This window comes from Nocardia sp. PE-7 (genome assembly GCF_030486425.1).
Lineage (GTDB): Bacteria > Actinomycetota > Actinomycetes > Mycobacteriales > Mycobacteriaceae > Nocardia > Nocardia salmonicida_A.
Window position 1 is genome coordinate 315,456 of the sequence record NZ_CP129614.1, and the last position, 20,554, is coordinate 336,009.

Annotated in this window: 22 protein-coding genes; 11 read left to right on the forward strand and 11 right to left on the reverse strand. The window is 68.1% G+C overall.

What is annotated here, in order from left to right; all coding sequences use genetic code 11:
- Positions 1-5: 5 nt before the first annotated feature.
- Both QX204_RS01580 and QX204_RS01585 read left to right on the forward strand, forming a co-directional pair.
- Positions 6-809, forward strand: a complete 804-nt coding sequence (locus QX204_RS01580; RefSeq protein WP_301904848.1) for a TrmH family RNA methyltransferase — start codon at positions 6-8, stop codon at positions 807-809.
- Positions 806-1,105: a DUF2537 domain-containing protein gene (locus QX204_RS01585; RefSeq protein WP_062982555.1), complete on the forward strand. Its 300-nt coding sequence runs from the start codon at positions 806-808 to the stop codon at positions 1,103-1,105. The genes QX204_RS01580 and QX204_RS01585 overlap by 4 nt, the downstream gene beginning before the upstream one ends.
- A 3-nt stretch (positions 1,106-1,108) precedes the next feature.
- Here QX204_RS01585 and QX204_RS01590 read toward each other — a convergent pair whose 3' ends face one another.
- From QX204_RS01590 to serC, 3 genes are all read right to left on the reverse strand, one after another.
- Complete coding sequence (locus QX204_RS01590; protein WP_301904849.1) at positions 1,109-1,840, reverse strand: DUF6928 family protein; 732 nt, start codon at positions 1,838-1,840, stop codon at positions 1,109-1,111.
- A 100-nt stretch (positions 1,841-1,940) separates the two neighbouring features.
- Positions 1,941-2,957, reverse strand: coding sequence for a septation protein SepH (sepH, locus tag QX204_RS01595; RefSeq protein WP_301904850.1), 1,017 nt, complete (start codon positions 2,955-2,957; stop codon positions 1,941-1,943).
- 312 nt (positions 2,958-3,269) lie between these two features.
- Complete coding sequence (gene serC, locus QX204_RS01600) at positions 3,270-4,391, reverse strand: phosphoserine transaminase (RefSeq protein ID WP_301904851.1); 1,122 nt, start codon at positions 4,389-4,391, stop codon at positions 3,270-3,272.
- 287 nt (positions 4,392-4,678) lie between these two features.
- Between serC and QX204_RS01605 the strand changes: the two genes are divergently transcribed.
- Positions 4,679-5,350: a TetR/AcrR family transcriptional regulator gene (locus QX204_RS01605; protein WP_301904852.1), complete on the forward strand. Its 672-nt coding sequence runs from the start codon at positions 4,679-4,681 to the stop codon at positions 5,348-5,350.
- Positions 5,351-5,416: 66 nt separating this feature from the next.
- On the forward strand, positions 5,417-6,055 hold the full coding sequence (locus QX204_RS01610; protein WP_301904853.1) for a hypothetical protein: 639 nt from the start codon (positions 5,417-5,419) through the stop codon (positions 6,053-6,055).
- A 30-nt stretch (positions 6,056-6,085) separates the two neighbouring features.
- On the opposite strand, the gene QX204_RS01615 is transcribed toward QX204_RS01610, so the two are convergent.
- Entirely contained in the window at positions 6,086-6,784 is a 699-nt protein-coding gene (locus QX204_RS01615) for a polysaccharide deacetylase family protein (protein WP_301904854.1), read from the reverse strand.
- Positions 6,785-7,102: 318 nt separating this feature from the next.
- On the reverse strand, positions 7,103-8,227 hold the full coding sequence (locus tag QX204_RS01620; RefSeq protein ID WP_101464507.1) for a citrate synthase 2: 1,125 nt from the start codon (positions 8,225-8,227) through the stop codon (positions 7,103-7,105).
- Between the two features lie 76 nt (positions 8,228-8,303).
- On the opposite strand from QX204_RS01620, the gene pdxH reads away from it, so the two are divergent.
- From pdxH to QX204_RS01645, 5 genes are all read left to right on the forward strand, one after another.
- Positions 8,304-9,008 (forward strand): pyridoxamine 5'-phosphate oxidase, encoded by a 705-nt coding sequence (gene pdxH / locus QX204_RS01625; protein WP_301904855.1) that lies wholly within the window; start codon positions 8,304-8,306, stop codon positions 9,006-9,008.
- A gap of 59 nt (positions 9,009-9,067) precedes the next feature.
- Positions 9,068-10,360 (forward strand): MFS transporter, encoded by a 1,293-nt coding sequence (locus tag QX204_RS01630; RefSeq protein ID WP_301908224.1) that lies wholly within the window; start codon positions 9,068-9,070, stop codon positions 10,358-10,360.
- Positions 10,361-10,618: 258 nt separating this feature from the next.
- Positions 10,619-11,932: a citrate synthase gene (locus QX204_RS01635; protein ID WP_101464504.1), complete on the forward strand. Its 1,314-nt coding sequence runs from the start codon at positions 10,619-10,621 to the stop codon at positions 11,930-11,932.
- A gap of 65 nt (positions 11,933-11,997) precedes the next feature.
- Positions 11,998-12,357 (forward strand): FKBP-type peptidyl-prolyl cis-trans isomerase, encoded by a 360-nt coding sequence (locus tag QX204_RS01640; protein WP_056818595.1) that lies wholly within the window; start codon positions 11,998-12,000, stop codon positions 12,355-12,357.
- A 220-nt stretch (positions 12,358-12,577) separates the two neighbouring features.
- The gene (locus tag QX204_RS01645) at positions 12,578-13,204 is read left to right on the forward strand and encodes a DUF8020 domain-containing protein (protein ID WP_301904856.1); all 627 of its coding nucleotides are present in this window, start codon (positions 12,578-12,580) and stop codon (positions 13,202-13,204) included.
- Positions 13,205-13,254: 50 nt separating this feature from the next.
- Here the strand turns inward: QX204_RS01645 and QX204_RS01650 are convergent, their stop codons facing one another.
- The 3 genes from QX204_RS01650 to QX204_RS01660 are packed head-to-tail and all read right to left on the reverse strand — an operon-like array spanning position 13,255 to position 15,029.
- Positions 13,255-13,380 (reverse strand): hypothetical protein, encoded by a 126-nt coding sequence (locus QX204_RS01650; RefSeq protein WP_301904857.1) that lies wholly within the window; start codon positions 13,378-13,380, stop codon positions 13,255-13,257.
- 9 nt (positions 13,381-13,389) lie between these two features.
- Entirely contained in the window at positions 13,390-13,836 is a 447-nt protein-coding gene (locus QX204_RS01655) for a Uma2 family endonuclease (protein WP_301904858.1), read from the reverse strand.
- A gap of 35 nt (positions 13,837-13,871) precedes the next feature.
- A complete protein-coding gene (locus tag QX204_RS01660) occupies positions 13,872-15,029 on the reverse strand; it encodes a YhgE/Pip domain-containing protein (protein WP_301904859.1) in 1,158 nt (385 codons plus the stop codon).
- 278 nt (positions 15,030-15,307) lie between these two features.
- On the opposite strand from QX204_RS01660, the gene QX204_RS01665 reads away from it, so the two are divergent.
- Both QX204_RS01665 and QX204_RS01670 read left to right on the forward strand, forming a co-directional pair.
- Entirely contained in the window at positions 15,308-15,970 is a 663-nt protein-coding gene (locus tag QX204_RS01665) for a DUF8020 domain-containing protein (RefSeq protein ID WP_063004788.1), read from the forward strand.
- Positions 15,971-16,067: 97 nt separating this feature from the next.
- Complete coding sequence (locus QX204_RS01670) at positions 16,068-16,214, forward strand: hypothetical protein (protein ID WP_301904860.1); 147 nt, start codon at positions 16,068-16,070, stop codon at positions 16,212-16,214.
- A 54-nt stretch (positions 16,215-16,268) separates the two neighbouring features.
- Here QX204_RS01670 and QX204_RS01675 read toward each other — a convergent pair whose 3' ends face one another.
- From QX204_RS01675 to QX204_RS01685, 3 genes are all read right to left on the reverse strand, one after another.
- Positions 16,269-17,495 carry a sensor histidine kinase gene (locus QX204_RS01675; protein WP_357211793.1) on the reverse strand — a complete coding sequence of 409 codons (1,227 nt, stop codon included), beginning with the start codon at positions 17,493-17,495 and terminating at the stop codon, positions 16,269-16,271.
- A 140-nt stretch (positions 17,496-17,635) separates the two neighbouring features.
- Positions 17,636-18,331 carry a response regulator transcription factor gene (locus QX204_RS01680; RefSeq protein ID WP_301904862.1) on the reverse strand — a complete coding sequence of 232 codons (696 nt, stop codon included), beginning with the start codon at positions 18,329-18,331 and terminating at the stop codon, positions 17,636-17,638.
- A gap of 158 nt (positions 18,332-18,489) precedes the next feature.
- Positions 18,490-20,535, reverse strand: coding sequence for an AMP-binding protein (locus tag QX204_RS01685; protein ID WP_301904863.1), 2,046 nt, complete (start codon positions 20,533-20,535; stop codon positions 18,490-18,492).
- Positions 20,536-20,554: the final 19 nt, after the last annotated feature.

The following is a 20,554-nucleotide window of genomic DNA, read 5'->3' on the forward strand; positions in this document are numbered from 1 at the left end:
AGCCGGTGGCCGAAGTGATCGATATCGACGACCCCACCGACCCGCGCGTCGACGACTTCCGTAACCTGTCCGATGCCGACCGCAGGCCGGACCTGCCGGGCCGTAAAGGTCTGGTGATCGCCGAGGGCGTCGTGGTCGTGCAGCGGATGCTCGACTCGCGTTTCACGCCGAACGCGCTGCTCGGGGTCGGGAAACGCTTCGAGGCCCTCGCCGATGATCTCGCCGATCGAGATCTGCCGTACTACCGCGCGAGCGCGGAGGTGATGGCCGAGGTGGTGGGATTTCATCTCAATCGCGGCGTGCTCGCCGTCGCGCCGCGTCCAGCGGACTTGACGGTCGACGAGGTGCTCGACGGCGCGCGCACGGTGGCGGTGCTGGAAGGCGTCAACGATCACGAGAACCTGGGTTCGATGTTCCGCAATGCCGCGGGCCTCGGTGCGGACGCGGTGCTGTTCGGCGACCGGTGCGCCGACCCGCTCTACCGGCGGGCGGTCCGGGTATCGATGGGACATGTGCTCCGGGTGCCGTTCGCGCAACTGCCGGCCTGGCCCGAAGGTCTCGACCTCGTGCGGAACAAGGGTTTCCAGATCATCGCGTTGACGCCGAATCCCGAAGCGGTCAATCTGGCGACGGCGATGACAGGGGAGCGGGTGGCGTTGCTGCTCGGCGCCGAAGGCCCTGGCCTGACCGAAGAGGCCATGCGCGCCACCGATATTCGTGCGCGGATCCCGATGTCACCCGGTACCGATTCCCTCAATGTCGCGACCGCGGCGGCGATGGCGTTCTACGAACGAGTGCGCAGGTCATGAGCCAGGAATGCGACGGCCCGTATCGGGCGCAAGCGGATTCGGTGCCGTGGGTGGCGGGCGGCACCGTTGTCGTGCTGGTCGCGCTGCTCGGCGGGGTCGCGGTGTATGCCTTCGGCTGCGCGCTCGCTGCGGTCAACCCGCTGCTGGCGATCGGGGTGAACGTGGTGGCGGCCGGTGGGGTTGCCCCGACGGCGTGGCGGTGGCGGTTCACGCCGGTGGTGCGATGGGTGCTGGCCGGTGCGGCCGCGGCGGTGGTGCTCGGCTGGATCGCCGCGACCGTCTATGTGATCAGCTGAGGGTTACACCACCCGATCGGCGCCGTACAGCCACCCGAAGATCCCGCGCTTGCGCCGCGTCGCCGCACCGGGTCGGCCCATCGGCGATTGCCGCTGTTCGGGCGCCTGGCCTTTCGGATACAGCGTGAAACCGCAGACCGCCAGGTCGACGGGGGAGGGCTGCCCGGGAGCGGCCGGAGCGAGGTAGCGGAAACCGAGCCATTCGGCATTGGCGGCGTCGGCGAAATCCGGTGGATCGAACGGCAGCGACTGCGGTTCGGGATGGTCCTCACCCCGCCACGGCACCGGATGCTCACCCGCCCAGAACGTCCGCTCCCACACCATCGGGAGCCCTTCGTTCTCGAGAATGTCCACCCGGGTGGAACTGAAAGACCGCCGGAATTCGCCGCGCTCCCAATGCGCGAACGCGCCCCAGTGCAGTTTCGCGTCATAGGACACGAGGTAGGTGTGCTCGGAAGCGAGCGGTCGCACCAGCAGATCAGGCAGTTTCGTCGGCCGAACCAGCGCGGCCTCGGCCGTGCACACCACCGTCAGTCCGGGATAGCACCCGATGTAGACCTCGTCCCGATCCGGTGCGGCGCACCCGGCCAGCGTCCCGACCATGTGTGGCCGCACATCGTGGTCGGCATACAACTGCCCGGCCAACGCCGCCGCCGCAACAGGATCCGCCTCGACCTGACTTTTCAGGACGGAAACCGGATCAGTGGTATCGACGTACCAGAGCGTAGAAGCCACTGTTCCGCCTCCTTGTCCGCCACTGCGCGCGTTCGAAGCCAGATCGAGGTGGGTAGCACGTCGGTGAGTTACCCCTGCACTGACGAGATGTCGGAGTTCGTCAGTTTCCGGAGCTGCGGACGCCCAGCAGGACGTCCTCCCACGAGGGCATGGGCGCCTTACCGCGCTTGGTGCGTGCGGGCTTCGGGGCGGGCTTCTCGGCCACCGGCTCCTCAGCGGGCTTCTCCTGCTGTGCCGCGGGCTGACTCGGCGGGGCGGGCACGGCGGGAATCGGGGCAGCGGGTTTCGGCGTGACAGCGGGAATCGGCGCCGTGGGGATGGGTGCGGCCGGAATCGCCGCCGTCCCACCGCCTGCCGCGACCTGACGCTGCTCGTAGTACTCGTCCACGTTCGGCGCGGGCCGACTCTGCGGCCGGGCCGCAGGCGCGGCGATCTGCTCGCGCGGACGCGGCTCCACCGAGGTCGGCGGCTCCGGCACCGGCGAGGGGGCCGGAACCGGCGTGGGCAGGATCGTCGCCAGCCCACGCAGCGCGCGGCCGAAGTCGGGATCGATCAGATCGTTGGCCGGATCGTCGAGCGGGGACACCGAGCCGCCGTGCGCGTCGGGTTGGTAGCGCCAGTGCGCGGCGATCTCGGAGTGACCGTGGCGCCACTGCAATTGGGCGACCCAGAAACCCTTTTCGTCTTTCCAGGCGTCCCACTCGGCCTGTTCGATGGTGTGGCCGCGCTCGGTGAAGGCCGCGGTGACGATCTCGTGCAGCGTTTCCACCGCGGGGCCGTCGGGGCGCACCGGGTGCGCCTTCTGCGCCAGCTCGGCGGCGCGGGCGCGCTCGAGCAGGACGGGGTAGGCGAATCGTTCGACTTTGGATTCCGGCATCCCGGACTCCGCCGTGACCTGCTCGACGGACGCTCCAGCGCGAATACGGGCCTGAATATCTTTAGGACGCATAGTCGCCTCCGTTTCGATCTCGATCTGGCCGAATCGTGCGAGGTCGCCGCGCGCCGCCGCGCGGAGCTTGTCGTCGGCGGGCAACCGGAACTTGGTGCCGGACTCGGTGTCGCTGCACACGATGTGCGTGGAGTCGGGCGTCACCCCGATCACTCGAAGTTCACGCACCGTTACCTCCCTATCGCGTCGGCTACGACACCGCCCACTTTCCTAGACAGTAGTGCACATTACTTGGCCGTGGCAGCAGACACGCACGACTTAAATCGCACGCCTTGGCTGCCCAGGGGGCTAATCTGAGCGGCTCACCGTACGAATTCGGCTTGTGTACAGGCGTTTTGGTGATAGATCAACATCAAATCTCGGTACCGAGATCTGTCGAAACTCGGCGAATATTGCGAATGTGTGCGTCATGACAAAGAAGGGCCGGTGCGCCGCGAACCGAAAAAGTTCGCCGCACACCGGCCCGATGTCGGTCTTATCTCAGAGCTGACCGACGACCCAGTCGATCGAACGGGTCAGCTGCGAAACATCTTCCGGGTCGATAGCCGGGAACATGCCCACACGCAGCTGGTTACGGCCCAGCTTGCGGTAGGGCTCGGTGTCGACGATGCCGTTGGCGCGCAGGATCTTGGCGACCTGGGCGGCGTCGACCGCGTCGTCGAAGTCGATGGTGCCCACGACCTGCGAGCGGTGCGCCGGGTTCGACACGTACGGGGTGGCGAACGCGCTCGACTCGGCCCACGAGTACAGGCGCGAGGACGAATCCAGGGTGCGCTTCACGGTCCAGTCCAGGCCGCCGTTGGCGTTCATCCACTCGATCTGATCGGCGAACAGCAGCAGGGTGGCCAGCGCCGGGGTGTTGTAGGTCTGGTCCTTGGAGGAGTTGTCGACCGCGATCGGCAGCGACAGGAACTCCGGAGTCCAGCGACCCGACTCCTTGATCTCGGCGACGCGGGCCAGCGCGGCCGGGCTCATGATCGCGATCCACAGGCCACCGTCGGCGGCGAAGCACTTCTGCGGGGCGAAGTAGTACACGTCGGAGTCGGCGATGTTCACCGGCAGGCCGCCCGCGCCGGAGGTGGCGTCGATGGCGATCAGGGCGTTCTCCGAGCCGACCGGACGCGACACCGGGATGGACACACCGGTGGAGGTCTCGTTGTGGGCCCAGCCGATGAGGTCGACCGAGGGGTCCGACACGGGCTCGGGCGCGCTGCCCGGCTCGGCCTTGACGACGATCGGGTCGCCGATGAAGGGGTTGCCCTTGGCGACCGAGGCGAACTTCGAGGAGAACTCGCCGTTGGTCAGGTGCAGCGAACGCTCGCGGATCAGGCCGAAGGCGGCGGCATCCCAGAACGCGGTGGTGCCACCGTTGCCCAGCACGACCTCGTAGCCGTCGGGCAGGGAGAACAGCTCACGCAGGCCGTTGCGAACGCGGGCGACCACGTCCTTGACCGGCTTCTGGCGATGCGAGGTGCCGAAGACCGAGGCGCCGACAGTCACCAGGGACTGCAGCTGCTCCGGGCGGACCTTGGAGGGGCCGCAGCCGAACCGTCCGTCGGCGGGCTTGAGGTCAGCGGGAATTGTCGGGAACGCACTGGTCATGGGGGCGAGTTTAGTGGTCCGCCGAAGCTCGTACGCGCACGGGGGCGGGTCGGGAAGAGGCTGTGAGGCGGCCCACTCGCGTTCGTCACGGTTGTTCGGGAAACGCCAGCAGCGGGCGGCCTCGTAGACCGTCGCGGAGATTGCGTCGACAGGGAGAACTCGGGCGAGCGTGAGGCCGACGCCGATGATCGTGACCGCTGTCGTCATAGTGCTCCCCTCCGCAGTCTGGAATGGCGTTCCATAGCGCCGGTTTGGAACGCTGTTCCAGGAGTGTGAAGATGGTGTGCATGGCGACACGTCCCCCACGCACCACCCGGCGCACCGACGCGCTGTCGAAGCAGCGGATCGTGGACGCCGCGATCGAGATCCTCGACGCCGACGGAGAACGCGCGCTCACGTTCCGCGCCCTGGCTTCACGTCTGGAAACCGGCAGCGGCGCGATCTACTGGCATATCGAGAACAAGGGCGATCTGCTCGTCGCCGCGTCCGACGACGTCATCGCCCGTGCTCTCGATACCTCGGACGACAGGGCGGAGCCCTTCGCCGAGATCCGGGCCGTCGCGCTCGGGCTGTTCGACGCGATCGACGTCCATCCGTGGGTGGGCGCCCAGCTCGTCCGGGTGCCCTGGCAGCCGGCGATGCTGCGGATCTACGAGCGCATCGGCGGGCAGTTGCGGATACTCGGCGTCCCCGAGCGGTCGATGTTCTATGCCGCGTCCGCGCTGGTGAACTACATCCTCGGCGTCGCCGGGCAGAACGCGGCGAACGCTCGACTCGAGGTGGCGGAGGGTGACCGCTCGGCTTTCCTCGCCGCCGTCGCCGCTCGCTGGACACAGCACGATCCGGCGGAATTCCCGTTCGCTCATCAGATCGCCGAGCAGCTGCGCGAGCACGACGAACGCGAACAATTCCTCGCCGGAATCGATTTCATCCTCGCCGGGATCGCCGCTCTCGGCTGACCGCGCGGTGCGGTGAGTGCGGGGAATTTGCCCTTGCGCGAAGGGCGTTCGCATTACTCTGCTGCCATGAGCCTCGTTGTGGCCGACTCGGGTCGGACCCTGCTCGACCGGTGTGCCTGGGCGTTCGGGAGGCGGCCGGGGTTGCTGTCGGAGAGCGGCAGACGGGAATTGCTGATCAGGGGGCTGCCCGCGATGGCGAGTGTGCTGTCGGTGCGGACTCGGCGTGGGGAGGGTGGGTACCGATTCAGCGTGCGGGTTTCGGTGCCGGGGGAGTTGGCCTACGACGCGCGGGTTCGGCAGCGGGTGCGTAGCCAGGATCTGGAGTGGATGCAGACCGGTGACGTGGTCGGCTGTCGAGTAGACCCCGGGGACCGGGAGCGGGTGGTGCTGTTCGTGCCGGAGGCGCCGGAGTCGGGGCGTAAGGCGGCGGCCAAGATCTTGGCGAACGGGCGGCGGGCCGAGGCGACGGTGCTCGCGGTGGCGCCGATCGCGGCCGACTACACGGGCCGCGATGATCCGGTCCTCCGGCTCGATCTGGAGATGCGGGCCCGGGACGAGCCGCTGCCGTGGCGGGTGCGGTTGATTCAGCCGGTGCCGCTGTCGGCGGTCGGGCAGATCGAACTCGGGACCCGGTTGGCGGCCGCGTTCTTCACCGTCGATCGGGGAGCTTCGGTCGCACTCGACTTCGAGGCGCTGACCCGCTAGCGCCCCACCCGGTGGAGTCGTGCCGACTCGTCAGAGATGGACGAAGGTGAAGCCCGCGGCGCGCAGGGCCGGGAGCGCGGCGGCCATGCCCGCGGCAGTACCCGAGCGCGGGCGGTGCATGTGGGCCAAGGCGATACCACCGGGGGCGGCCGCTCTCATGGCGCGCTCGACCTGGGCCGCCGACGCGGTCGCGCCGAAGTCGACATTCACGGTGAAACCCAGTGGGGTCTCACCCAATTCGTTGACGATCGCGACCGCCACCTCGTCGTAGTGGGCGGTGCCCGCGCGGAAGAAACGGGGCGCGCGGCCGGTGAGTTCGGTGAGCCGTTGGTGGTTGTCCCACACCTCGTACGCGGCCTCCTCGGCCGAACCCGTGCCCGCGATCTTGTAGGCCGAGTGCCCCGAAACCGACAGCGGTTTGTGCGCGGACCCATGATTGGCCAGCTCGAACAGCGGATTCGCGGCGAGCCGCCGCACCCGATCCGGATCGGCATCGACCCACCGTTTGTTGAGAAACAGGGTGGCGGGCACCTGCTCGGCGATCAGCAGGTCGATCAGCGCCTGGTCGATATCGCTGTTGCCCGGCCCGCCGCACGCGTCGAGCGTGAGCGCGAACTGTTTGCCGCCCGCGGGGAAGCTGCTGGTGATGCCGGGCAGGTCGACGCCCCACTGATGCGGGATCGTGCCTGCGTGCCGGGCCGCCACCTGGGCGGGGGAAAGAGGCGGCACGGCCTGGGGAGTGGCGATCGGGTGTGCACGCGCCGGCGGGACGGTGCGGCTCGTCGCCTCGGAGGCAACCGAATCACCTTGTGCGACAGCACATCCTGTGGCGAAACCGGTGGTCAGAGCAGCGCAGGCGCCGAAGAGTCGACGTCGAGACAAACCGTTGCTGACCACAATCCACCCCTAACGAACATGTTCGCTGGGATGTTATCGCCGATCCGGACCCTGCGCGCGTCGGACGCATACGCGCAGATCAATCATTAGAGATGACAAGTAGCTGAGAGTAAACCGGGCGTCGATGATCCGGCGCCCGGTTCAGCCGACTCAGTGCTGCGAGATGGTGGACCAGCCCGGAACTTCGTCCGGGGTGCGCGGGCCGGGCCCGGTGTAGATCGCGGCGGGGCGGACCAGCTTGCCCAGCTGCTTCTGCTCGAGGATGTGCGCGCACCAGCCCGCGGTCCGACCACAGGTGAACATCGCGGGCATCATGTGCGCCGGAACCTCGGCGAAGTCGAGGATCACCGCGGCCCAGAACTCGACATTGGTCTCGATGGCGCGATCCGGGCGACGCTCGCGCAGCTCGGCCAGTGCGGCCTGCTCCAGCGCGGCGGCCACCTCGAAGCGCGGGGCGTCGAGGCGCTGGGCGGTGGCGCGGAGCACGCGGGCGCGCGGGTCCTCGGCGCGGTACACGCGGTGGCCGAAGCCCATCAGCTTCTCTTTGCGGTCGAGGATGCCCTTGACCAGCGCACGCGCGTCACCGGACTTCTCGACGGCCTCGATCATCGGCAGCACGCGCGCCGGGGCGCCGCCGTGCAGCGGGCCGGACATGGCGCCGATCGCACCCGACAGCGACGCCGCCACGTCGGCGCCGGTGGAGGCGATCACGCGGGCGGTGAAGGTGGAGGCGTTCATGCCGTGCTCGGCCGCCGACACCCAGTAGGCGTCGATCGCCTCGGTGTGGCGCGGGTCCGGGTCACCCTTCCAGCGGGTCATGAACCGCTCGGTGACGGTGTCGCACTCGTCGATCTTGCGCTGCGGAACGGCGGGCTGATAGATACCGCGAGCGGACTGCGCCACATACGACAGCGCCATCACCGAGGCGCGGGCGAGGTTCTCGCGGGCGGTCTCGTCGTCGATGTCGAGCAGGGGCTCGTAGCCCCAGATCGGGGCGAGCATGGCCAGGCCCGCCTGCACGTCGACGCGCACATCGCCGGTGTGCACGGGCAGCGGGAACGGCTCGGCGGGCGGCAGGCCGCGGCCGAACTCACCGTCGACCAGCAGGGCCCACACGTCGCCGAAAGTCACCTGGTCGGTGACCAGATCCTGGATGTCGACGCCGCGATATCGCAGCGCGCCGCCGTCCTTGTCCGGCTCGGCGATGTCGGTGGTGAAGGCCACCACGCCTTCCAATCCGCTGACGAAATCCTGTGGTACCGAGCTGGTAGTCATGGTGACTCTCCTTGCAGGGGCATGCCGATATTTCTGAACCCTAGACCCGGACGTACCGCGGAGTAATCTCGCCCCTATGCGTGACCTGGACCCCGCCGCGACCACCGCGCCCGACCTCGCCGCGATGCGTGTCGACTACGGCAATCCCCTGATCGTCGCGGCCACCGAACCCGATCTAGACGAGACCTGGGTGGCCGGCGGCTGGGAACCGTTGCTGCGCAGCTGGATCGAGCAGGCGCGCGGCGCCGGCGTCGCCGAACCCAACGCGATGGTGCTGGCCACGGTCTCGCTGACCGGCCCCGCGCCGCGACCGGTGGCGCGCACGGTCCTGTGCAAAGGACTCTCGCCCGAGGGCGTCACCTTCTATACGAACTACGACTCGGCCAAGGGCACCCAGCTCGCCGCCGATCCGTACGCGGCGGCGAGCTTCGTCTGGCCCGCGCTGGCGCGGCAGGTGCATGTGCGCGGCGTGACCGAGCGGGTGTCGGCCGAGGTGACCGCGGCCTATTGGGCGGCGCGGCCACGGGAGTCACGGCTGGGCGCGTGGGCCTCACAGCAGTCGCGGCCGGTGTCCTCGCGGGCCGAACTCGATCGCGTGCTGGCCGAGACGACGGCGCGTTTCGCCGACGTCGACGACATCCCCGTGCCGCCGTTCTGGGGCGGTTACCTGCTGCGCCCCGACGAGGTGGAGTTCTGGCAGGGCAGGCGCGGCAGGTTGCACAACCGGATCGTCGTGCGGATCGACGGGCAGACCACAACGATCGAACGCTTGCAGCCGTAACCGGTGGTGGCCGATGTCACTGCGCGCAAACATGGGATGACCGTGTCGCAGTGGCTAATCTGCGCCGAGTGAAGCTGCTCGCCGACACCGAACCCCTGCGTAATCGCGACTATCGCAGGTTGTGGACGACCAATATCGTCACCGTCATCGGCGCGCAGCTCTCGGTGGTCGCGGTACCGCAGCAGCTGTTCCAGATCACCGGTAGCTCCGGCTACGTGGGCCTGGCCGGTCTGTTCGGCCTGGTCCCGCTGGTGGTGTTCGGTCTCTGGGGTGGTGCGCTCGCCGATGTGATGGACCGGCGCACCCTGCTCGTCTTCACCACCGCGGGCACCGGTCTGACCGCGGTCGCGTTCTGGGTGCAGGCCGCGCTCGGCCTGAACAATGTGTGGCTGGTGCTCGGGCTGTTCGCCGTCCAGCAGGCGTTCTTCGCGGTCAACCAGCCCACCCGCAGCGCCCTCATCGCCCGATTGCTGCCGCCGGAGCAGATGGCCTCGGCCAGTTCGCTGAGCATGACCGTGCAGAACGTCGGCATGATCGCGGGGCCGGTGCTGGCCGGTGTACTGATCCCGGTGATCGGCCTGCCGATGCTGTATCTGATCGACTCGATCGCCCTGCTCGCGACGTTGTGGGCGGTGTGGCGACTGCCCGCCTTCCCGCCGACCGGCGAGCAGCGCCGGGCCGGGCTGCGCGCCGTACTCGACGGTTTCCGCTATCTCGGTGGCCAGCGCATCCTGCTCGCGTCGTTCGTCGTCGACATCATCGCCATGGTGTTCGGCATGCCGCGCGCGCTGTTCCCGCAGATCGCGCACGAGACCTTCCACGATCCGGCCGAGGGTGGGGTGGCGCTCGGCCTGCTGTTCGCGGCCATCGCGGCGGGTTCGGTGATCGGCGGCGTGTTCTCCGGGTGGATACCCCGGGTGCGCAGGCAGGGGCTGGCGGTGATCGTGTGCATCGCGCTGTGGGGTGTGGCGATGGTCGGCTTCGGGCTCGCGGTGGGGTTGGCCGGGCACTGGTTCGGACTCGGCGTGTGGCTGTGGATCGCGGTGGCCTTCCTGGCGTTCGGCGGCGCGGTCGACATGGTCTCGGCGGCGTTCCGCACTGCCATGTTGCTCACGGTGGCCACCGACGAGATGCGCGGGCGCTTGCAGGGCGTGTTCATCGTGGTCGTCGCAGGTGGGCCGCGAATCGGTGACGTTGCCCACGGTTTCGCGGCGGCGAGCATGGGTACCGCTGTAGCGGCTGCCGGGGGCGGCATCCTGGTGGTGATCGGAGTGGTGCTCGCCGCGCTGGCGTTCCCCGCCTTCGTTCGCTACCGCGTCACTCGCGCACACTCCACCGTGGCCGCGAATTGACCTGTGCGGCAATCGGATTCGGGCATCGGCTCCGCGCGCCGGGCAATCGTTCGACACCGCCGCGCCGAGGGTGCGGAAAACGGGATCGGCGCAGGTCCCCGGCTATGCGCCGACCTCACCGCCGCACGTGACCGGTGTGAGAACAGGACAGGACAACCCTGATTGCTCGTCCTGACCGAACAACAGCTAGCGTTAGCGCAAGCGCACCTGTGCCGACCGCACCGGTGCCTACGGTTCTAGCCTGAGAGGGATCCTTCCGTGCCCGCTGAGAACATCACCAACGTCACCGAAGACGCCAAGGCGGTACTCCAGTACCCCGGTGGCGAGTTCCCGATCTCGGTCACCAAGGCCGCGGAGGGTAACGACGGGCTCGACTTGGGCAAGCTGCTGGCCAGCACCGGTTACGTCACCTATGACCCCGGTTTCATGAACACCGCGTCGACCAAGTCGGCCATCACCTACATCGACGGTGAAGCGGGCATCCTGCGCTACCGCGGTTACCCGATCGACCAGCTGGCGGGCCGCTCGACCTTCATCGAGGTCAGCTACCTGCTCATCTACGGCGAGCTGCCGACCCAGGCACAGCTCGACGACTTCACCGATCGCATCCGTCGCCACACCCTGCTGCACGAGGACCTGAAGCGGTTCTTCGACGGCTTCCCGCGCAACGCGCACCCCATGCCGGTGCTGTCGTCCGCGGTGAACGCGCTGTCGGCGTACTACCAGGACTCGCTGGACCCGCGCGATCCCGAGCAGGTCGAGCTGTCGACCATCCGCCTGCTGGCGAAGCTGCCGACGATCGCGGCGTACTCGTACAAGAAGTCGGTCGGTCAGCCGTTCCTCTACCCCGACAACTCGCTGTCGCTGGTCGAGAACTTCCTGCGGATGACCTTCGGCTTCCCGGCCGAGCCCTACGAGGTCGACCCCGAGGTCGCCGCCGCGCTCGACATGCTGTTGATCCTGCACGCCGACCACGAGCAGAACTGTTCCACCTCGACCGTGCGCCTCGTCGGCTCCTCCGACGCCAACCTGTTCACCTCGGTGTCCGGTGGCATCAACGCGCTGTGGGGCCCGTTGCACGGCGGCGCCAACCAGGCCGTGCTCGAGATGCTCGACGAGATCAAGGCCAACGGCGGCGACGTCAAGGAATTCATCCGCAAGGTCAAGAACAAGGAAGACGGCGTGAAGCTCATGGGCTTCGGGCACCGCGTCTACCGCAACTACGACCCGCGCGCGACGCTGGTCAAGCAGGCCGCCGACAAGATCCTGTCGAAGATCGGTGGCGACGACCAGCTGCTCGATATCGCCAAGCAGCTCGAAGAGGCCGCCCTCACCGACGACTACTTCGTCTCGCGTCGCCTGTACCCGAACGTCGACTTCTACACCGGCGTCATCTACCGCGCGATGGGCTTCCCCACCCGCATGTTCACCGTGCTGTTCGCGATGGGCCGCCTGCCGGGCTGGATCGCGCACTGGCGGGAGATGCACTCCGAGCCGCTGAAGATCGGCCGCCCGCGTCAGATCTACACCGGCTACGGTGAACGCGACTATCGTGCGATCGACAACCGCTAGGTTTCGAACCAGCTGTTGTCGTCAAACTTGTTGGGTACAGCAATCTATCGAAGGGGATAGCCCGCATGACCAAGCCGGAGATCGAATTCCAGGAGGGCCCCGCGCCCACCGAGCTTGTTATTACCGACCTCATCGAGGGCGAAGGCAAGGAAGCGGTGCCCGGTGGCACCGTTGAAGTGCACTACGTCGGCGTCGAGTTCGATAACGGTGAGCAGTTCGACTCCTCCTGGGATCGCGGCGAATCCATCACCTTCCCGTTGCGCGGCCTGATCCAGGGCTGGCAGGACGGCATCCCCGGCATGAAGGTCGGCGGCCGTCGTCAGCTGGTCATCCCGCCGGAGCTCGCCTACGGCGGCGCCGGCTCGGGCCACGCCCTTTCCGGCAAGACCCTGGTCTTCGTGATCGACCTGCTCAACGCGAACTGATACCAGTTCTTCGGCCCGTGTCTCCCCAGGGAGACACGGGCCGTTGTTGTTTCAGGGGTAGAAGCTAGGCCTCTCGAGCCGCCGGGTAATGTGCCCCGCGTATGACGGAGCCCCGATGGCTCCCGCGTGATTCGTTTCCAATGCGTTGTCCATGACAGTGACTTGTTCGATTCGCCCGGGGCCGGGTTCTTCGGGAGTTTCGGGAGGGAGATTCTCGATCATGTTCCAACACAAGGTTGTTCGCCGCGCGCTGGCCGTGGCGCTGCCCGTCGCGGTGGCGGTGAGTCTGGCCGGCGTCTCGTCTGCGGAGGTCGATCAGCAGACGCGGTACGCGGCGGGCCTGTCGAGTACGGGGGAGGGCTACCGCACCACGGTCGCGCCGGACCTGCGCACCGTCTCCGCCTCGGTGGACGAGGGCCGGTTCCTGCTCGCACCCGACCGGGGCCGGGTGATCGTCGAATCGGCGACCGGCGATCCGATCGGGGAGGTCCCCACCTCGTTCACCACGGTCAGCGGCAATGTGATCGCCATGGCGACGGAGATCGCGGCCGACGGGCGGAGCATGACGGTGACACCGCGCCCCACCTCGGAGGCGAGCGACGAACTGAAGACCATCGCGACCACCCCCACCGCGAAATTCCCCGACCCGGTCCAGAACGCCGCCGCCATCGGCGCAGGCATCGGCGCGCTCATCGCCGCCGTCGTGTGCATCCCGATGATCACCACGATGATCCTCTACCTGCCGTGCGTCGGCCTGGTGGGTCTCCCGAACGCCTTGATCGGCGCGCTGATCGGCGCGGTGGTCGGAGTGGCCGCACCAACCGTCATCCCCCAGGTCCTGCCCTGACCTGAAAACCACAGCGACCCGGTCGGATCCACCGACCGGGTCGCTCTTGTTCAGCGTGTGAGCTCAGCGAACGCGATATCACCGACGATCACGTGTTCGAGCCGGACCAGCCCGTCACGGTGGATCTGGTGCAGCCGATACTCGCGCGCATGCGCGTCGAGCCGGAACTCGAGCACCTCGGCTATCTAATATTTCGTATCGAGCATGACCACGAGATAGAGCGGAATGCCGACCCGCGCGTACTGCGCCTTCTTGTCGAGCAGGTCCTCGGCCGCTGTCGACGGCGACGACACCTCGACCACGATCAGCGCGTCACCCGCTTCCGGTTTGTCTCCCGGCTGGTCCAAGGATCGGTACACCGTGACCTCGGGCCGCCGGAAGGTGAACTTCGGAACCCGCCAGAGCACCACACCGATGTCGGTCTCGGCGCGGATGCACGGTTCGGTGCTCGGCAGGTCTTCCATCGCGCCGGCAAGTCGGCGAGCGATGCGGTTGTGCTCAGGCGTCGGCGATTCGCAGAGGATGACGTGCCCGTGCACCACCTCGATCTCCCGGGAGACGTCCTCGGGGAGCTGACGGTACTGCTCTTCCGTCATCTGATGCGGTAGCGAGTCCACGGCCTGGATCGCCATGGGCCGAGCTTACCGACTGGGCCGCCACCTCGGCACTACTCGTGAACGACTTCGACGGGGTCGGTGAGGGCAAGGGCGAGGGCGGATTGTTGGGACTGGCCTCGTGGGGGGAGGGCTTCGAGGGCCTTGCCGGTTTGGGTGTTGAGGTTGCCGACGATGTTCTGTAGGGCGCCTACGCCGCCGGTGAGTTGTTCTACGGCCGAGAGGAGTTGGGCGCCGCCCTGTTCGGCGAGGGTGGGCAGGCCCTTGGCGAGTTCGGCGCCCTGGGTGAGTTGGTCGCGGGCGCTGTTGAGGCGGGCGACGACGGTGCGCAGGAGGGTGCCAAGGTCGGTATCGGGATCGACGGCGGCGCCCGTCAATTCGCTGAGGCCGTCCAGTTGGGTGCCCGCCTGGTTCGACACTCCTCGTAGTGCTTCGAGTTTGGTGATGATGTCGGCGAGTTGGGGGTCGCCCGCGAAGGGGAGGGCCTTCAGCAGCGGCAGGATCTGGTCGAGGCCGGAGCCCATGGCCACCGCACCGGCCTGGACGCCGGCGATGGTCACGCCGGTGGCGCCGAGCGCATCGGCGAGCTGGGTGGCCTGCTTGGCGGCGCCGTCGACGGTCTGGTTCAGCAGCTCGATGGCCGAAGTGAGTTGGCCTGCGCCCTCTTTCGCGTAGTCGAGGAACCCGAGCATCTGGTCCGCGCCGCCGCTGAACTGGCTCGCGCCGTCGGCGGCGGCGTTCACGCCCGCGCTGAGCAACTGGGCGGTGAACTGGACGGAGGTCATCTGGTTGCGTGCCTGCGAGACCGCGGCCAGCGCGGCGTCGACGCCGGACGCGCCGATCCGGTGGGTCACCACGTCCACCGCGCCGTTCACGGTATTCGCGTCGGCGCCCTCGTGGGTGGTGACGGTGACCTTGGCGCGCTTGGGTTCCGGGGTGGCGAGGGTGGCCATCGACGCGGTGAGATCGGCGGGCAGGGTGATCACGGCGGCGAAATCGGCTTCGTCGATCTCTCCTGGCTTCGCGACCGTCCATTCGTAGCCGCCCGCGTCCTGCACGGCCTTGGCCACGCGCTCGCCGGTGGGCCCGGAATCGGCGTTGACGAGCGCCATCCCGGTCGGCGCCGACTCCTTGCCCGTGCAGGCGACGGCACCGCCCGCCAGCGCGAGGGCAGTGGCAAGGCAGAGCAGACGCGCGCGTTTGTCGATCACATCGGTGAAGGTATCCGCGGATTTCGGTGCCGGGGGTGGGAGATGTCTGAGAGTTCTTTGAGGAAGGGCCGATCGCGGGTAGCTGTCGGTGTGCTGATCGAGCGGGGTGAGCGGTCGCTCATCGATAGCTGTCTGTTCAAACTATGGCTTGTGTCACAACGGGTTACGTAATCCTGTGGTGGTTCGGTACAACTCTCGAGTCAATCGACATCGAGATTTTTTCGATTCGTCCGGGGGGTTCGGGGATTCTTCGGAAGCATCGGGAGGGAGCACCGAATATGTTCAAGCACACCATCACTCGCGCCGGTCGCCGCGCGGTCTTCGCCGCGCTGCCGCTGGCCGTCGCCGCCTCGCTCGTCACCACGGGCACCGCGGCCGCCGACGTCACCGTCGAGCGTCAGGGTGAGATCGCGACCGCGCTCGGCAGCGAGGGCGTTTCCGAGGGCGTCGGCTACAAGACCGTCGTCTCGCCGGACCTGCGCACCATCTCCGCGACCGTCGACAACGGCACCTTCGTGCTCTCACCCGACTCCGCCAACGTCGCCGTCATCTCCGCCACCGGCGCCAAGGTCAGCGAGTTTCCGCTGACGCTGGCCACCGCGGGCGGCAACAACGTCGCGCTGGCTTCGGTCATCTCCGAGGACGGTCGCACCCTGCAGATCGCCCCGCAGCTGTCCGCCGCCACCACCGACGAGCTGAAGAGCATCGCCACCAACCCCGAGGCCGGCAACCACGACCCCGTCCAGAACGGTGCGGCCGCCGGTGCCACCGTCGGCTTCCTGACCGCGGCGATCCTGTGCATTCCCGCACTGGCCGCGTTCATCATCGGCTACTTCGTCTGCGCGTTCACCTCGGGCGTGTCCATGGCGATCACCGGTGCGGTGCTCGGCGCGGTGATCGGTCTGGTCATCCCGGACGCGATCCCGCAGGTTCTGCCCTGATAAAAGCTTCAGTCGCTGCGCGTTAACTGTGCGGTAGTCTCGCGAGTGTCTTCACCCGTGCCGGGTCAGGCGCGGAACTCACGAGAGTGGAGGTTCGATGTCCGACACCGACGATGTGAAAGCCAAGGCCAAGGCCGAGGGCGAGAAGATCGAGGCGGAAGCGAAGAAGGCAGCGGCCAACGTGAAGGCTGCTGCCGAGCGCGCGGCGGGCAGAGTGAAGGACGCTTTCAACAGCGACAAGTAGCAGCGAGCTCGGCCCCGCACCCACCGTCAGGATGGGTGCGGGGCTTTCGTGTTTCTACCGGGCCGGTCGAGCGGGCAGGTCGATCACGAGGCGGGCGCCGCCGAGCGGACTGTCCTCGAAGTACGCCAGCCCGCCGTGCAGCTGAGCCTGCTGGGCGACCAGCGCGAGGCCGAGGCCCGAACCGCCCTTGGCGGCGTTGGCGCCACGGGCGAACCGCGCGAAGACCGCCGCGCGTTCTTCCGGCGCCACGCCGGTGCCGTTGTCGTCGACGGCGATCACGATCCGACCGTGCGCAGTGCGGTGCGCCGAGACGACGGCGCTGGTTGCGCCGCCGTGCTTCACCGAGTTGGTGAGCGCGTTGTCGACGGCCAGACGCAGGCCGGCGGGCAGGCCGCGAGTCACCAGTTCGGCATCGGTGTCGATGCGCACCGACAGGCCGGGGTTGTGGCGCATGGCGTCGTGGGCGGCCTGGTCGCACAGGTCTGCGACATCGGTGGGGACGTGATCGGCTTCGGCGGTGAGATCGCCGCGAGCGAGCCGTTCCAGCGCCGACAGGGTGGTTTCCACCCTGGTCTCGTTGCGGGCGAGGTCGTCGAGGATCTCGCGGCGCTGTTCGTCGGTGAGGTCGAGGGTGCGCAGCACCTCGAGGTCGGTGCGGATCGCGGTGAGCGGGGTGCGCAGTTCGTGGGCGGAGACGGCGGCGAAGTCGCGGGCCGTCTCCAGCGCGGCGGCGGTCTCGGCCTGCGCCTGGTCGACGCGGGCCAGCATGGTGTTCACCGCGTCGGCCAGCTTCACCGCCTCGTCGACGCCGGAACCGTCGACCGGTCGATCATGCTCGTCCGGCTCGCCGCCCGCGCTGCGGGCCGACACCTGCCTGGTCAGCTTCACGATCGGGCCGACCGCGCGCCCGGCGAGCAACCAGCCGAGCGCCGCTGCGGCCGCCACCGCGATCGCCGCGCCCGCGAGGACCCAGCGCTGCTGGTCGTCGGTCGCCTTGGTGGCCTCGGTGGTCGGAATCGCCAGCGAGACGGTGCGGCCCGCGGGCTGGTTCTCGGTGGTGGTCAGCACCCGATAGGGCTGGCCGTGCAGCTCGACGGTCTGCGACCCGGGGGGAAGGTCGGGCAGTTGGGTGGAGCTCGACGCTGTCACCTGGCCGTCGTCGCGCACCGTGAGCGCCATGGTGTTCTGCAGGCCGGTCAGGTTGACGAAACCGGTTGCCAGCACCGGTTCGATCAGCACGATGCGCGAAGCGATTTCCAGTTGCTGATCGGTTTGGGTCACATTATTGCGTTCGATTGCTTGGAAACCCACGAAAGCGGCGATCGTGACGATGATGACCGCACCTGCCGCAGCCGCTCCCGCGACTCTTGTCCGCAGCGAAAACGATTGTCTGCGACGATGTTTCAGCGTAGGTTCGGGGATCATTTCGATTCCCGGAGTACGAAACCCACCCCGCGAATCGTGTGCAAAATCCTTGGCGTGTCATCTATTTCGAGTTTCCGGCGCAGGTATCCGACGAACACATCGACCACATTCGTATCTGCTATGAAATCGTAACCCCACACCAATTCCAGCAGTCGCTCGCGCGTCAGTACCACACCGGCATTCCGGGCGAGCGTGGACAGCAATTCGAATTCCCTTTTGGTGAGCTCGATTTCGCGTCCGTGCAGGAGAGCGCGATAACCCGCGACATCGACCAGCAGCGGGCCGACGGTCAGCGCACCGGGCGCCACAGGGTCGGGCGTGTCGGTGCGACGGCGCAGCAGAGCCTTGATCCTGGCCACCAGTTCGGCGAGCTCGAACGGCTTCACCAGATAGTCGTCGGCGCCCGATTCGAGGCCCGCGATCCGGTCGTCCACCGAGGCACGGGCGCTGAGCACGCAGATGGGCACGTCGTTGCCCATCGCACGCAGGGCGGTGACGACCCCGGCGCCGTCGAGGACCGGCATGTTCATGTCGAGGACCACCGCGTCGGGGGCCTGCTCCGCGACGGATCGTAGCGCGGCGCCGCCGTCGCGCGCGACCAGCACCCGGAATCCGGACAGCCGCAGGCCACGTTCGACCGAGGCGAGAACGTCCTCGTCGTCATCGACGACGAGGACCGTAGAGGAAGTCACCCCGCGAGCCTATATTTTCGGCGGCCCGGGGGCCGCGTGGTCTCGGCCTGTCGGGCTCGATCTTCCCTCCCGGCGGGCACTCCTTCGTCGCACCCTCTGGTCAGTTCAGATCGAGGCGGCCGAGACGCCCCTGCGGGGCTGGGAAGGACGTCGGGTGTTCACGGAGCCGGGGAAACCGGGTCGTTGTCCTGTTCGGGGGTGGGGGCCGTGGTGATGCTGCCCAGCGGGGGGTTGGCGAGGATGCGGTCGGCCAGGGCCGTCAGGACGTGGGGATCCTCGATGGTCGCCGGGGTTTCGACGTGTTCGCCCGCGGTGAGCTGACGGATCGTCTTGCGCAGGATCTTGCCGGAGCGGGTCTTGGGCAGGCCGGTGACGATGATCGAGTCGTGCAGGGTGGCGATCGCACCGATCTGGGCACGCACCCGCTCGTCGAGTTCGGCGCGCAGTTGCCGCTGGTCGATGTCGACGCCCTGCTTGAGCACCACATACGCCAGCGGCAGGCTGCCCTTGAGCTCGTCGGGCATGCCGATCACCGCGCACTCGGCGACGGCCTCGTGCCCGGCGATAGCGGCCTCGATACTGCCCGCCGACAGTCGGTGCCCGGCGATGTTGATCACGTCGTCGCTGCGGCCGAGGACGTAGAGGTAGCCGTCTTCGTCGAAGTAGCCGGAGTCGCCGGTGAGGTAGTGGCCGGGGAAGGCCGACAGGTACGACCGGATGAAGCGGTCCCGGTCGCGCCACAACCCGGTCAGGCAGCCGGGCGGCAGCGGCAGTCCGATGACGATGTTGCCCTCGGTTCCGGCGGGCACCGCGTTGCCGTTCGCGTCGAGTACCCGCAGCCGGTAGCCGGGCACCGGCACACTCGCCGAACCGGGCTTGACGGGCAGTTCCTGCAGGCCGAGCGGGTCGGCGCAGATCGGCCAGCCGGTCTCGGTCTGCCACCAGTGATCGATCACCGGGGTGTCGGGATGCTCGGCGAGCAGGGTGTTCGTCGCCCACTCGAGGGTGGCCGGATCGAGGCGCTCGCCCGCGCAGAACAGCGCGCGCAGCCGGGACAGGTCGGAACGGTTGGCCGCGGTGGCTTCCGGGTCGGCACGGCGGATCGCGCGCAACGCGGTCGGCGCGGTGAACAGCACCCGCACGTCGTGCTCGTCGATGATCCGCCAGAACGTGCCCGCGTCGGGGGTGCCGACGGGCTTGCCCTCGTAGAGCACCGTCGTCGCGCCGACCAGCAAGGGCGCGTAGACGATGTAGGAGTGGCCGACGACCCAGCCCACATCGGAGGCGGCCCAGAACACCTGACCAGGGCCGACGTCGTAGATATTGCGCATCGACCAGGCCAGCGCCACCGCGTGCCCGCCGTTGTCGCGCACCACGCCCTTGGGCTTTCCGGTGGTGCCGGAGGTGTAGAGGATGTAGAGCGGATCGGTGGCGGCCACCGAGACCGGGTCGGCGGGCGCGACGCCGTCGACGCAGGCATCCCAATCGACCCAGCGGGCGGCAACGGTCTGCTCCGAGGACGGCAGCACGTCGGTGGCGGGCAGGGCGGCGGGGAACTCGATCGTCGTGAACTCGGGTCGCTGCTTGACGATCACCGTGCGCACCGACGCGGTCTCGGCGAGGTCGAGCGCGGCCATCACGATCGGCGGGTAGTCGATGCGGCGATGGGGTTCGAGCCCGCCCGAGGCGGTGACGATCAGGACCGGCTCGGCATCGTCGATGCGGGCGGCCAGTTCGGGCGCGGCGAACCCGCCGAACACCACCGAGTGCACCGCGCCGATGCGGGCACACGCCAGCATCGCGATCACTGCTTCGGGGATCATCGGCAGATAGATCACCACGCGATCGCCGGCCACCACACCGAGATCGCGCATGGCCCCGGCGAACTCCGCCACTTTGTCGAGCAATTCGGCGTAGGTGTAAATCGTGGTGGTGTCCGTCATAGCGGAGACATATATGAGGGCGGGTCGATCAGCGTGTCCACCCTCGTCGACAGTGCCCGCTCGGACATGGCGATCGAGGGCGTTCACGCAGGTATTGAGGCGGGCGTCGGGGAACCATCGAGACGATCGCTTATCGGCGGCATCCACGATCTGCTGGGGTTCGACATCCCACTCGATGCTCTGAGCTGCGGCGGACCAGAAGTCGGCTGGGTCGACCAGGCTGGTCTGATAGACCGGCCGGTACTCGTGTTCGGTGTCCAACCCCGTGACTCCCTAGCCT